Raw genomic sequence first — 14040 nt, forward strand, 5'->3', positions numbered from 1 at the left:
TGCTCACTCGGCTGCTACGCTGAAGACGCGTTGGTCGCGTTCGACCGTGGCGTCGACAGCGCAAGCGACTTCAGTGATCGTGCCAGCAAAGGGGGCCGCGAGCGTCATTTCCATCTTCATGGACTCCATCAGCCCGAGCCGCTCCCCAGCCGCAACCGGTTGTCCGACTTCGACCTCGACGGCGATGATGCGCCCCATCATCGGTGCCCGCACCTGTCCGTCGCCGCTCCCGTCGGAGGTCAAGAGAGTGCCCGATAGATAGGGCTCTACGGAGAACCATGCCGAACGGCCGGCGTGCGAGAAACAGGCCCGCCCATCTTCCAGATGCACATCGAGCGAATACGTTTGATCGTCCACTTCGGCGACGACGGCACCGGCGGGAAACGAAACCCGGATGCGCCACCGATCTTCCCCGACCGCGACTCCGATCGCGCCGTCCGGTTCGATGGCACCGAAGCGGACATCGTGACAGGCGTCTCCGCACGTCAACCGCAAGGCCGGCGCGGAGGCTATCGGTGACGTGCCGTCTCCGAGCCTCCAACCGGTGTGGCCCGCCCATCCCGACCAAGCATCCGAAGCCGCCCGGCTGCGGCGCGTCTGCAACCAGAGCACTGCCGCAATCGCCGCATCCCGCGGGAAGGACCACCGCACCGGCGGATTGGCGGCCAACATGTCCTCGATAGTCCCCGTGTGGACGTCATTCGCGAGAACGCTCTTGTCGGTCGCCAGCTTGCGCAGAAAGTCGACATTCGTCGTCACGCCCAGGACGACGGTATCGTCCAGCGCCGAGGCCAGATGGTCATAGGCCGTCTCCCGGTCCTGCGCCGCAGCGATCAGCTTCGCGACCATCGGATCGTAGTACGGCGTCACGGACGCGCCGCTCTCAATGCCGCTATCGACCCGCACCGTATCGGGCAAGCGCAACAGCCCGACGCGTCCCGTCGATGGCAGGAAGCCGCCGGCCGGATCTTCAGCGTATACGCGGGCTTCGACCGCGACGCCGCGCACCGCGACCGCGTCCTGAGGGAGCGGCAGGCGACCGTCGGCGACCGCCCTTATCTGCAGCTCGACGAGGTCCAGTCCGGTCACTTCCTCCGTTACCGGATGCTCGACCTGGATGCGCGGATTGACCTCTAGAAAGTAGGCGCGGCTGTCTTTGACGATGAACTCTACCGTCCCCAGCCCGAGATAGTGCACCGCCCGGCCGAGACGAACGGCGTGATCAAGAATCGACTGGCGCAGGTCCGGCGGAATGCTCGTCACCGGCGCCTCCTCGATCACCTTCTGGTGCCGGCGTTGCAGGCTGCATTCGCGATCGAAGAGGTGGATCACCTCGCCCCGCCCGTCGCCGAGGATCTGCACCTCGACATGGCGGGCATGCGGGAGATACTCCTCGACGATGAGGCTCGGGTCGCCGAAGGCGCTGCGGCCCTCTCGCATCGCCGCCTCCACATCGGCACGCAGCGAGGCCCGGGACTGCGACACCCGCATTCCCTTACCGCCGCCCCCGGCTGCCGCTTTCAGCAGGACCGGCAGCTGCATCCCGTCGACCGCGGAGACGATATCTTCGACGGAACTGCTCGGAGTCTCAGTACCGGGTACGACCGGCACGTTCGCGAGACGCGCCTCCTGTTTCGCCGCCGCCTTGTTGCCGAACCGGGCGAGCACCTCAGGGTCAGGACCGATGAAGGCTATTCCGGCGTCACGCAGGGCGGTTACGAACGCCGGGTTTTCCGCAAGAAAGCCGTACCCCGGATGGACCGCATCGGCGCCCTGCCGCCGAGCCGCATCCACGATCCGCTCGATCGCAAGATAGCTTTCCGCAGCGGTGGGGGGGCCGATTTCCAGCGACTCGCCAATCTCGCGAACATGCAGTGCGTCGCGGTCGGCCGCGGAATGGACGGTGGCCACCGCGATACCCATCCGCCGGCAGGTGCGCGCGATGCGGCAGGCAATTTCGCCGCGGTTTGCAATGAGGATCTTCTTGAACATTCCCGATCTCCGAAACCTACATGCGGAACACGCCGAACTGCGTCGGGCATGCCGGTGTGCGCGCGGCAAGGTCGAGCAGCAAGGTCAGGGTCTGGCGCGTCTCCGCAGGCTCGATCACGCCATCGACCCACAGATTGCGCGCGAAATTGTAGGCGCTCGCGAATGCCTCGTACTCGGCGCGGATCGGCGCCTTGAACGCCTCCTCCTTATCCGCGCTCCAGGCGCCGCCGCCCTTCTCGATGGCCTGCCGCTTGACAAGTGCGAGCGTGGTGGCGGCCTGGTCCGGCCCCATGATTGCGGCCCGCCCGTTCGGCCACATGAACATCGCCGTCGGCCTGAAGGCCCTGCCGCACATGGCCAGATAGCCCGCCCCGTAGGACCCGCCCGTAATGACCGTGTATTTCGGCACGGATGCCGAGCTCATGGCGGTGATGAACTTCGCGCCGGCCTTGGCGATGCCCGCCATCTCGGCCTCCCGTCCGACCATGAACCCCGAGACGTCGGCGAGAAACAGTAATGGGATGTCGCGCTGGCAGCAGAGACTGATGAAATGCGTGGCCTTCAGCGCCGACTCGGTGAAGAGCACGCCGTTGTTCGCCAGCACCCCGACCTGATAGCCCCCGATGCGGGCGAATCCGGTGAGGAGCGTGGTACCGTACTCCGCCTTGAACTCCGTGAAGTCACCACCGTCGACGAGGCGCTCCAACACGGCCCTGTTGTCGGTTGGGCGGCGTGGATCACGGCTGATGAGATCGTAGATGCCGTCGACCGGGTGCCGGGGGTCGACCGCCGTCTGCCGATGCCACCGTTCAGGCGTGCGCGCCGGGAGTTCGGCAACAAGTGTCCGCGTGATCGCGAGCGCATGGGCGTCGTTTTCGGCGAGGTGATCGGTCACGCCGCTGACGCGGCTGTGCATCTCCGCGCCACCGAGATCCTCGGCACCGGTCATCTCACCGGTCGCCGCCTGTACCAATTGCGGACCGCCAAGGAACATGTACCCGAGGCCGCGGACGATCACGACCTCGTCGCACAGCGCCGGAATGTAGGCGCCGCCTGCAGTGCAGGTGCCCAGAACGACGGCGATCTGCGGGATGCCGTCGGCCGACATGCCCACCTGATTGTGGAATATCGAGCCGAACAAACCTTCGTCGGGAAAGATGTTCGCCTGATCCGGCAGGAATGCACCGCCGGAATCCACCAGCGTGACGCAGGGCAGTCGGTTGCCCCACGCGAATCGCTGCGCCCGGACGTGTTTGCGGCAGGTCATGCCGAAGTAGGTGCCGCCCTTCACCGTCGCGTCATTGGCGATAATCATGCAGGGCCGCCCGGCGATCGTGCCGACGCCCGTCACCATCCCCGCGCCCGCCGGCACGCCGTCGTAGAGACCCTCGCCTGCCAACTCGGCGATTTCGAGGAACGGGGATCCCGGATCGATCAGCGCATCGATGCGCTCGCGCACGAGCATCCGCCCGCGTTCGTGATGCTTGCGCCGCGCGGCTTCCGAGCCTCCGGCCCGGGCGAGCGATCGGCGACGATGAAGGTCGCCGACGAGTTCGAGATAGGCGCTTCGGTTGAGTTCGGCGTCGGTCGCCCCGACCTTCGGGTTGTTCTGCAACATGGTGCGGTTCCGCGTCTCGATTGGATTAGGGCGTGGTCAGGTCCGGCATCTCACGCAAGGTGAGAGAGACCTTGGCGACACCCGGTTTTTCAAAGAAGTTTGCAGGCACAACGCGCACGTCGGCCTTCACCGACAGCGCATTGCGGATCCGCTCCTCGGCGATCGCCTTGATCTCATGGTCCAGCGTTCCCGGCCGCCCCTCCGCACGCTCCACGAGAACCTTCAGATTGGACTGGGTCGAGTGCCCCTCGAAATCCGCGACGATTCGAATGACACCGTTGCTTTCGGGAATACCCGCCAGCAGGTCCTGAACGGAGGACGGGAACAGATTGACGCCGCGGACGATCAGCATGTCGTCCGTCCGGCCGACGCAGCGGATCGCCGGTCCGGTACGCCCGTCCGCCGTTGCCATCGCCTTGACGACGACGTGGTCCCCGCTGCGGAAGCGAAGCACGGGCGAGGCCTCGCGGCCTAGGGCCGTGTAAACGAGTTCGCCTTCGCCCCCCTCCTCGAACGGGATCGTCTTCCCGGTGGCCGGGTCGATCAGTTCGGCCAGAATGTGGTCCGGCCCCACCATATGCATGCCCTGCTGGGTATCCCCCTCGGCCCAGTAGGTGCAGCCGAGATCGGTGCCGCCGAGCAGTTCGCAGCAGGTCGCGTTCCAGCGTGCTTCGAGTGCCTCGCGCACCGCCGCGATTCCGCCGCCCGGCTCGCCACCCACGATCAGGCGTTCAACACCGAGATCCGCGGCCTCCATGCCGATGATGTCCTTCGCCACGTCGGCCAGGAAGAGCAGGAAGTTCGGGGTCCCGATGATGCAGCGGGGACGCAGGTCGCGCGCCGCGATCAGCAGTCGGTCGACGCCGCCATCGGCGCCGACGGGGATGTCCTTCGCGCCGAGATACTGCACGGCCTGGAACATCGGGATGCCGCCGACGAACCCCTTGCTGATCGAGAAACCATGGAGCACGAGGTCGCCGGGCCGCATGCCGCAAGCGAACAGCGCCCGCGCCGTCACCTCCTGCCATGCGAGAACGTCGTTCTCCGTGAGGCCGACGTAGGAGGGGCTACCCGTCGTGCCCGACGATGCCTGAACCTGCACGACCTCCTCGATGGGAGCGGCCAGATGTTCACCGAACGGGCGGACACGCGCCAGACTGTCGCGCAGGTCCTGCTTGGTCGTGAACGGCACCCGTTCCAGGTCGGCGATGCTGCATAAATCGGAGAAGGCGATACCCGCTTCCCGGAACCGACGACGATAGAAGTCCGATCGCGCCTCGAGATAGGAGAGCTGGCTCTGGAGCCGGCTCTCCTGAAGCGCCCTGACGGCCACCTCAGGCGCGGTCTCGATACCGCTGAATGTTGCCGACACGATGTTGGCAAAGGCCATGGGCTTGCGAAAACGCATGTTCGTTTCCTCTTCACTCAATTTCCCGAAGTAGCACCGAGCAGCCCGGACGCCGTTCCGGCACGGTCCGGGCGGCGGCCCCTCGTTAGCTCGTGCGCGCCTCAGCCGATGCGCGATGTTCGCGCAGCAGACTGCGGGCGATGACGAGTTGCTGGATCTGGCTGGTTCCTTCGTAGATGCGGAACAGCCGGACATCGCGGTAGAAGCGCTCCACCGGATACTCCGCCATGTAGCCGGCCCCGCCGAGGATCTGCACCGCCCGGTCGGCAACACGCCCGACCATCTCGCTAGCGAAATACTTGCAGCATGACGCGTCGGCCGAGACGTTCTCGCCCAGATCGCGCCGCCGCGCCGCGTCGAGCACCATGGCCCTGGCGGCATAGATCTCGGTGCGCGAATCCGCCAGCGCTGCCTGGATCAACTGAAAATCGGCGATCGGCCGGCCGAATTGTCGGCGCTCGGCGGCGTAGGCGAGGCTCTCCTCGAGGAGCCGCTGCGCCGCGCCAACACAGGCTGCGGCGATGTGGAGACGCCCCTTGTCCAGGACTTTCATCGCCGTCTTGAATCCGCGCCCCTCTACGCCCCCGACGATGGCGGAAACTGGGACGCGGCAATCCTGGAAGACTACGTCGGCCGTGTGGGCGCCGCGCTGCCCCATTTTCTTGTCCGGCTTTCCGACGGCAAGACCGGGCGTATCGCGATCGACGAGAAAGGCGGTGACCCCGTCGGCGCCGTCCTCGCGTGCGCCGGTGCGCGCCATCAGCGTGAAGACGCCGGCCTCCGGCGCATTGGTGATGTAGCGCTTGGTCCCATTGATCACGTAGCCGTCGCCGTCGCGACGCGCGGACGTGGTGATCGAGGCGGCATCGGAACCGGAATCCGGCTCCGTCAGCGCGAACGAGCCGATGACTTCACCGGAGGCGAGCCGGGGCAGGTACCGGTCCTTTTGCTCCGGGGTCCCATCCATGACGATCGCTTGACTGCCGATGCCGACATTGGTGGCGAAGATGGATCGGAACGCCGGCGAGGCACGCCCGACCTCGAAGATCACGCGAGCCTCCTCCTCCATCGTCAGCCCCAGCCCGCCAAATGACGCCGGTATCGACAGGCCGAATAGCCCAAGGTGCCGGATCTCGTCGATGAGGGATCGCGGGATCTCGTCCGCCTCCGCGACAGCGTCTTCGCACGGGATGAGGCGACCGTCGACGAAACGGCGGACAGTTTCGATCAGCGGCTCGAAGACATCGGAATCGAGTGGCATCGCAGGCTCCTTTCGGCCGGCATAATACGCCCTGCCGATTTAAAAACAAGCGGTCAACCGTTTGTTTAATTGGAAATGGAACAAGCCAAACGCGGAACTCCCAGAAGCGCAAGCCCTCCGGAATGGCAGGGATTGACAGACGGTAGCTTGTTGCCGATAAAAACGGACGGCCGTTAGTAAATAAGACGTGCTGAAGCTGGCGTGCGACGAGCATTGCAAACGCCCGCGCACGGGTTCTGGAACCGCTATTGGAGGATTGCAAAAATGAAATACGGACTCTGTGCGGCAGTGCTGGCTGCCGCGATCGCCGGAACCGGCCAGGCTCAGGCAGGCCAATACGACCTGCAAAGTGTATTCGGCCTCAACGTACCCTCCATCGGCCAGAGCCCGGCCAATTGGGCCAAGCGCGTCAAGCTGATGACGGGTGGCGAGATTGACGTGAAGGTGCACGGCGCCGGCGACTTCGTGCCACCCTTCGAGCTTTTCGGCGCGGTGAGTTCGGGCGCCATCCCCTTCGGCTACGACTGGATCGGGTATTGGGCCAGCTCGATCCCGGTGGCCAATCTCGTCGGCGCCATGCCGTTCGGTCCCAGCCCCGACATGGCGCTCGGCTGGATGTTCGAAGGGGGCGGGCTGGAGATCATTCAGAAGGCCTACGACCCGCACGGGGTGAAGGTCATCCCCTGCCACCTGGTGGTTTCGGAGGCAGGCGGCTGGTTCAACAAGGACATCGAGACGGTCGACGACCTCAAGGGCCTCAACATGCGCATCGCCGGCCTCGGCGGACAGGCGCTGGCCCGCCTCGGGGCGAACACGCAACTCGTACCCGCCGGCGAGATCTATGTCTCGCTGGAAACCGGCCGCATCGACGCCGCCGAGTTCTCCGCACCGCAACTCGATATCGGAGTCGGATTCCAGGACATCGTCAAGAACTACTACTTTCCCGGCTGGCATCAGCCGTCGAGCTGGAACTCCATCATCATCAACATGGACGTCTGGGGCGGATTCACCGAGAACCAGCAGCAGATCATGATCGAGGCCTGCAAGGCCAACATAACCGCGGTACTCGCCAACGAAAGTGAGAGCCAGAACGAGGCGCTGGAGAAGATCGAGGCCGCTGGCGTCACGGTTCGTCGTCTGCCCGACGAGGTTCTGGCCGCCCTCAAGGAATCGTCGACCGCCGTGATGGAAGATGAAGCCGCCCGCGACCCTCTGTTCAAGGAAGCCTACGAGTCGCTGACAGCCTATATGGACCGCATGTCGCGCTGGAAGGGTCTTCAGGAATTGCCGCGCTAATACGTCGCCCCTAGGCCACGGTGGTGGCGGGCCTCTCCCGGCGCGCCACCACGCAACACGAACGGTCGCATGATCAGGTTCCTCGATACGGTAATGCGGCTCGCGATGGTGCCCGGCAAGCTGGTCAGCTGGCTCGTCCTGCCGCTCATCGTCTTTGTCTGCCTGACGGTCCTCGCAGCGAAGTACGGACTGAACAGCTTCCTGTCTTGGGGCGCACCGATCCCCCTTCTGGGACAGGCGATAACCGTCAACACGCTCGCCGACCTGCAGTGGCACATATTCGCCCTGATAGCGATCTTCGGCGGCATCTATGCCTACGCGGACAATCAGCATGTCAGCGTCGAGGTCATATCCGCCCGGTTCTCGGACCGGCTGCGGTCAATCATCGCGATCATCGGCAACCTTTTCCTGACGCTACCCTTCTGCGCGGTCGTGGTCTGGTACGGCATTCCCTTCGCCGGGCGCGCCTACATGACCGGCGAAGGCTCCACCTACGGTGGCCTATTCGACCTTTGGATCATCAAGTCCTGCCTGCCGTTCGCGTTCGCGCTTCTGGGCCTCGTCGCGATCGTGCGCGCCGCGCAGGGCCTCCTCGCGCTCGCCAGGTCGCGGGAAACGACATCTTCCCCGGAGGAGAAATGACCGAGAGCTATTTCTGGCCGGTTGTGATGCTCGTCGCGCTGATGGCGGGCCTCTTCACCGGCTTTCCCGTCGCCTTCGTACTCGCCGGCGTCGGTATCGTGCTCGCGCTGCTGGCCGATATCCCGCTCGTATTCCTGTCGACGGCGGTTGCGCGGATCTACTCGGGCATCCTCACCAACTGGCTGCTGATCGCGATCCCGCTGTTCGTGTTCATGGGGCTCATGATGGAGCGCTCCGGCGTCGCCGAGCGCCTGCTGGGCTCACTCGCCTCGCTGTTCCGCTCGCTGCCCGGCGGCTATGCCTTTGCGGTGGCGATTCTCGGCGTCGCGATGGGCGCCTCGACCGGGATCATCGGCGCGTCGGTCGTCCTGATGGGCATGATCGCGCTCCCCACCATGCTTCAGAACCGCTACGACCCGCGCATCGCGACCGGATTGATCGCATCGACCGGCACGCTCGGCATCCTGCTGCCCCCCTCGATCATGCTCATCGTGCTCGGCGACCAATTGCGCGTGCCGATCGGCGATCTCTTCATTGGCGCGATCGGCCCCGGGTTGCTGCTCTCCGGCCTTTTTCTGTTGTACCTGATCGCCGTGGCGATCCTGCAGCCGCATCGCATGCCGCCGCGACCGGAAGGCCGGACCACCGACCGATCGGCGCTGGTCGTCCGCCTGCTCAAGGATCTCGTGGCCCCGGTTCTGCTAATCCTGTCGGTCCTCGGTACCATCATCGCCGGCGTCGCCACGCCGACCGAAGCCGCCGCTATCGGCGCGCTAGGCGCTCTCGTCCTCGCGTTCCTGTCGGGAAGCCTCGACTTCGAGACCCTGCGTTCGTCGCTGCGTCAGACGACCAAGACGACGGCGATGATCGTGTTCGTCATGATCGGCGCAACCGTGTTCAGCGTCATCTTCCGGCGGCTCGGCGGCGACGCCATGGTCGCCGACGCCTTCGCCCACATCGGCGAAAGCCCCTATGTCGTTCTGCTCGCCGTGATGGCGCTGATCTTCGTCATCGGTTTCTTCCTCGAGTGGGTCGAGATCGTCCTCGTCGTGGTGCCAATCGTCGCTCCCGTCGTCATGGCGCTCGATTTCGGCATGGATCCCGAACAGACGCTGGCATGGTTCGCGATCGCGCTCGCGGTCAACCTGCAGATCTCGTTCCTGACCCCGCCGTTCGGCTATGCGCTGTTCTATCTGCGCGGTATCGCCCCCGAGGTGCCGATCGGGACGATCTACCGTGGCATCGTGCCGTTCGTTCTTCTGCAGGTTCTGGCGGTGCTGCTCGTCATCGTGTTCCCGCAGATCAGCCTCGGCCTGGCTAGCTACCTCGGCCGATAGACGCCTGCGCGTCCGCGGGTCATGATCCGAGGTGGCCCGACCGGTAGGCCGCGAACCGGCGCCCGGGCCGGCACGCCTTCAGTCTGACGTTCGCCCGCCGCCGAGGCGCCATCCCGGCTCCCGCTTTTCCAGGAACGCCGAAATTCCATCGTGCGCCTCCGGCTGGGTCCAGGCCTCGACGATCGCCGCGATACCGGTAGCCTCCGCCTCCTGCGGCGCGGCCTCACCGATCTCCCGGAACAGCCGTTTCGTGCGCGCGACCGCGCCGGGAGCGCATTTGAGTATTGCTTCAACGGCCCGCTCCACGGTCTGGTCGAGCGCCTCCGGCTCGACCACCTGCTGGACAAGGCCGATACGAAGCGCGGTCGCGGGATCGAGCACGCTGCCGGTCAGGAACTGCCCACGCGCCGCGGCCGCCCCGATACGCCTGACGATGAAAGGGGAAATGGTGCCCGGAACGATCCCCAATCTCGTTTCCGTGATTCCGAACCGCGCCCGATCGGAGGCAATCGCCATGTCGGAGACGCACACTAGGCCGACACCGCCGCCGAATGCCGCCCCGTTTACGCGCGCGATGACGGGCTGCGGAAACGCGTCTAGCGTCTGCAGCAGACGCATGATCGCCCGGGCCTCCGCCTCCCGTTCATCCGCGCTGCGCCCCAGCATGCCCCGCATCCATTTCAGATCGCCGCCGGCGCTGAAGACCTCGCCGGCACCGGTGAGGACCACGACGCGCAGCGTCTGGGAGGTCCGCAGCGTGTCGAACGCCTGTGTCAGCTCCGCCACCGTTTCCATATCCCAGGCGTTGCGTGCTTCCGGGCGGTTTATCGTCACCGTTGCAAGCCCGCGCTGGTCGAGATCGACGAGAATGCGGGAGAAGGATTGATTCGTGTTGCGCATCGTGCAAACGCCCTGTATTAAAACGGTCAACCGTTTGTTTATACGAGGCAATCAACTGGCCTGCAAGCATGCGCCTGGACTTGGAATGCGACTCTGCGCGGGGCCAGCCTCACGGCTCTGCCGGACCGTCCGACCCGGAGCCGACCGGCACCCGGGGCTGGGAGCGCCGCCCGAGTATAATCGGTCATGGAGGAAAGAATGATCTGTGTGGGCGACTATATCGCTCGGAACGCACGACGCAGCCCGAACAAGATCGCATTGGTCGACGGCACACGTCGCTTGACCTACGCAGACCTTGACCGGGAAACCGACGCGCTGGCCAGGGCCATGCGCCGGGCCGGGGTGCGGCACGGCGATCGCGTCGGCATTCTCGCCGCCGCATCGACCGACTGGGTCAAGACGTTCATCGCCCTGGCAAAGACCGGCGCGATTGCCGCGGGGCTGAATTACCGCGAAACGCCCGACCGGCTGGCGGCCATGATGCGGGCGGTGGAAACCACCAGACTGTTCGTCGACGCCGAACGCCGCGTGCTGCTCGACGGGATCGATGGTCTTCCCGCGATGATCGACCTCTCCGAATCGACCTTGCGGGCGATGGAGGAAGACCACGCCACGGCCGACGAGGATGTCGTTGCGGTCGAGCCTTCCGACGGTGCCGTGATCCTCTTCACCGGCGGCACGACCGGCGCGTCCAAGGGAGTGCTTCTCTCGCACGCCAATCTCTTCTGGAATATCCTGAACGAAGCGCTCTTCACCCGCATGTCGGACTCCGACACCACGATCGTGGCGACCGCGCTGCACCATTCCGCCGCACTGAACACCTGGCTCCTGCCCCACCTCTATCTCGGCGCGACCGCCGTCATTCTGCCCGAGTTCACGCCCGAAGGCTGGATCGACGCTGTCGAAAGGGAGAAGGCAACGAACGGTTTCACCCCTCCGACCATGGCGCGCCAAATCGTCAATCATCCGCGCGCGAAAACGGCTGATTGGTCATCGTTCAGGCGTTGGTACGCCGGCGCGGGCATCCTGCCGCGGCACGAGCGTGCCGCGATGGAAGCGCTGATTCCGGGGCTCGGCATCTACTATCAGTACGGTCTCACGGAGGCGGGCCCGATCGTGACCTGCCTACTGCCCGAGGATTACGAGCGCGCGCCGGACTCCATCGGCCGCATCGTGCCCAATTGCGAGTTGCGCATCTTGCGCGAGGATCGCAGCGTCGCCGAACCGGGCGAGGTCGGCGAACTCGCCGTACGCGGCCCCGCCGTCATGTCGGGCTACTTCCGCCAGCCCGCGGAGACGGCCAAGGTCTTCCACGAAGACTGGCTCCTGACCGGAGATCTCGGCGTGATGGACGAGGCCGGCTTCGTCACCTTCCACGACCGCTCGAAGGACATGATCAAGACCGGCGGCCTGAACGTCTATTCGCAGGAGGTCGAATTCGCCATCGCCCGGCACCCCGGCGTGCGCGAGGTGGCCGTGCTCGGCCTCCCGGACGACCATTGGGGCGAGGTCGTGACGGCGGTCGTGACGCTGCACGATGCCCGGGACGCGACCGAACGGGACATCATCGATTTCGCGCGACGCGATCTCGGCGGATACCAGACGCCGAAGCGGGTGATCTTCATGGCCTTTGACGACCTGCCGAAGAACTACCTCGGCAAGATCCTGAAGCGCGAATTGCGCGACATGCTGCGCCAGGAGACACCGCGATGACTGTCGAACGCGAAAAGCCGAGGCCGGGCGTGGGCATTCTGCGCCTGGCGCGCGCCGACAAAATGAATTCGATTGATCCGGAGACGGATGCGGCGCTGCGCGACGCCTGGGTCTGGGCCGAAGCGCAGGAGGACGTTCGCTGCATCGTGCTCACCGGGAGCGGCGAGCGCGCATTCTGCGCCGGCGCAGATATCGGCACCATGCTGCCGGAGCTCCGCCGGCTCGCGGAGACAAATCAAGATCACGGGACATTCGGCGGCCTGACACGATCCTACCCGACCCGGAAGCCGATCATCGCCGCGATCAACGGCGTCGCCTTCGGCGGCGGCCTGGAGCTTGCACTGGCATGCGATCTCCGGCTGGCCAGCCGGAACGCACGGTTCGGCCTGCCGGAAGTGACGGTCGGTGTGCTTGCCGGCGGTGGCGGCGCCACGCGACTTCCCCGCTACATTCCGCCGGCACTCGCTGCGGAAATGCTGTTGACCGGTGAACCGATCGACTCGGACACCGCTCTGAGCGCGGGCCTCGTCAGCCGCGTCTTCGACACGCCGGCCGCACTGCTCGAGGGCGCCCTCGACATCGCCGAGAGAATCGCCCGGAACGCACCGCTCGCGGTCGCGCGGACGCTGCAGCTCGTCCGTCTGTCGCAATCCATCAGTCTGGCGGAGGGGCTCGGCCTGGAGCGGGAGGGCTTCCGCGACCTGGTGGGAACGCGTGATGCGCAGGAAGGCATTGCAGCCTTCTCCGAACGTCGTGCCCCCGCCTTCGCGGGCCGCTAGAACGCTTTGGAGACGCTACGGCAACGGCCCCGGCGCCCAAGTCGGATTGATTTGCGCCGCCTACTCCCGGCTTGCATCATTCTGTCGCCTCTGCTTTCCAAGCTCTAAACTACTATCCAGGCCACAGAAGGGGCTGCACATATGTCCAGAACTGCGGGGTCCAGCGGCGCCCGGACGATGGAGGCAATCCGTCGCGCCGGAATAAAGCGGCTCTACAAGCAGGGCTTCGAAGCCATGAAACTTCGCGACCTGGCCGATGACGTCGGCATCCAGGCCGGGTCGCTTTACAATTACATCCGCCAGAAGCAGGACCTACTTTTCATGATCCTGTCGGACATCATGGAAAGACTGCACGAAGGCCTTTCTGCCGAACTTGAGGGCATCGAGGATCCTGTCGAGGAGTTGCGCCGCTTCATCGCATTTCATATCCGGTGGCATACAGCGCGGAAGGAAGAGGTCTTCATCGGCAACATGGAGCTAAGGAGCCTCACGCCGGCCAACTATCGAAAGATCATCGCCGAGCGGACGAAATACGAGCATCGGCTGCGCTCCATCATCGAGGAAGGAAACAAGGCCGGTGCCTGGTCTGTCCGCGATCCGCAGGTGACATCCTATGCCACGATCGCCGCCCTGACCGGTGTGTGCACGTGGTACAATCCGCGCGGCAGGCTTTCCCAATCCGAACTGATCGATCTTCACATCGAGTACGTATTCCACTCGTTCGGTCTCGACATTTCAGACGCCAGCGGGCCCGACTGAGTCGGCCTGAATAGCCCCTGGATTCGTAGACGCCTTCGTCCCTAATTTTTGAGGCAAGGAGCCGATGATGGGCAAAGCCAATTTCAGCGACGATTTCAAACGCGAAACCATCACACAACGCCGCTTGCTTCACCGAGAAGTGGCCGCCTAAAATGACAACCCTTATGGGCCAGAGCCTCCGTTAGCTCAACACGCCGCCGGTCGCCCCCCCCCGACGACGGACAGCTTACATGAACGGGCGGGCGTCAATGATCTTGGTCTGCCCCATCGAGGTGGCCAGGCTCGTAAGTTAGAGTCCGGCGGTCAAGGTCGGCGGATGTGCCGACGCAGCGACA

The 14040-nt window shown here is 65.0% G+C and carries 11 protein-coding genes; 6 read left to right on the forward strand and 5 right to left on the reverse strand.

Going from position 1 to position 14040, the window contains the following annotated elements:
• Positions 1-3: 3 nt before the first annotated feature.
• The 4 genes from MUB46_RS20905 to MUB46_RS20920 form a co-directional block, all read right to left on the reverse strand.
• Positions 4-1992, reverse strand: coding sequence for an acetyl/propionyl/methylcrotonyl-CoA carboxylase subunit alpha (locus tag MUB46_RS20905; RefSeq protein ID WP_261617912.1), 1989 nt, complete (start codon positions 1990-1992; stop codon positions 4-6).
• A gap of 16 nt (positions 1993-2008) precedes the next feature.
• On the reverse strand, positions 2009-3610 hold the full coding sequence (locus MUB46_RS20910; RefSeq protein WP_261617913.1) for an acyl-CoA carboxylase subunit beta: 1602 nt from the start codon (positions 3608-3610) through the stop codon (positions 2009-2011).
• Positions 3611-3635: 25 nt separating this feature from the next.
• Positions 3636-5018: a phenylacetate--CoA ligase family protein gene (locus tag MUB46_RS20915; RefSeq protein ID WP_261617914.1), complete on the reverse strand. Its 1383-nt coding sequence runs from the start codon at positions 5016-5018 to the stop codon at positions 3636-3638.
• An 85-nt stretch (positions 5019-5103) separates the two neighbouring features.
• Entirely contained in the window at positions 5104-6279 is a 1176-nt protein-coding gene (locus MUB46_RS20920; protein WP_261617915.1) for an acyl-CoA dehydrogenase family protein, read from the reverse strand.
• A 264-nt stretch (positions 6280-6543) separates the two neighbouring features.
• Between MUB46_RS20920 and MUB46_RS20925 the strand changes: the two genes are divergently transcribed.
• From MUB46_RS20925 to MUB46_RS20935, 3 genes are all read left to right on the forward strand, one after another.
• The gene (locus tag MUB46_RS20925) at positions 6544-7575 is read left to right on the forward strand and encodes a TRAP transporter substrate-binding protein (RefSeq protein ID WP_261617916.1); all 1032 of its coding nucleotides are present in this window, start codon (positions 6544-6546) and stop codon (positions 7573-7575) included.
• Between the two features lie 69 nt (positions 7576-7644).
• Positions 7645-8217 carry a TRAP transporter small permease subunit gene (locus MUB46_RS20930; RefSeq protein WP_261617917.1) on the forward strand — a complete coding sequence of 191 codons (573 nt, stop codon included), beginning with the start codon at positions 7645-7647 and terminating at the stop codon, positions 8215-8217.
• Positions 8214-9554, forward strand: a complete 1341-nt coding sequence (locus MUB46_RS20935; RefSeq protein ID WP_261617918.1) for a TRAP transporter large permease — start codon at positions 8214-8216, stop codon at positions 9552-9554. Before MUB46_RS20930 ends, MUB46_RS20935 begins: the two co-directional genes overlap by 4 nt.
• A gap of 78 nt (positions 9555-9632) precedes the next feature.
• On the opposite strand, the gene MUB46_RS20940 is transcribed toward MUB46_RS20935, so the two are convergent.
• Positions 9633-10454, reverse strand: a complete 822-nt coding sequence (locus tag MUB46_RS20940; RefSeq protein WP_261617919.1) for an enoyl-CoA hydratase-related protein — start codon at positions 10452-10454, stop codon at positions 9633-9635.
• 198 nt (positions 10455-10652) lie between these two features.
• On the opposite strand from MUB46_RS20940, the gene MUB46_RS20945 reads away from it, so the two are divergent.
• The 3 genes from MUB46_RS20945 to MUB46_RS20955 all read left to right on the forward strand — a co-directional run bounded on the left by MUB46_RS20945 (position 10653) and on the right by MUB46_RS20955 (position 13705).
• Positions 10653-12167, forward strand: a complete 1515-nt coding sequence (locus tag MUB46_RS20945; protein ID WP_261617920.1) for a class I adenylate-forming enzyme family protein — start codon at positions 10653-10655, stop codon at positions 12165-12167.
• Entirely contained in the window at positions 12164-12946 is a 783-nt protein-coding gene (locus tag MUB46_RS20950; RefSeq protein ID WP_261617921.1) for an enoyl-CoA hydratase/isomerase family protein, read from the forward strand. Before MUB46_RS20945 ends, MUB46_RS20950 begins: the two co-directional genes overlap by 4 nt.
• 177 nt (positions 12947-13123) lie before the next feature.
• Complete coding sequence (locus tag MUB46_RS20955; protein WP_261617922.1) at positions 13124-13705, forward strand: TetR/AcrR family transcriptional regulator; 582 nt, start codon at positions 13124-13126, stop codon at positions 13703-13705.
• Positions 13706-14040: the final 335 nt, after the last annotated feature.

This window comes from Microbaculum marinisediminis (genome assembly GCF_025397915.1).
GTDB lineage: Bacteria > Pseudomonadota > Alphaproteobacteria > Rhizobiales > Tepidamorphaceae > Microbaculum > Microbaculum marinisediminis.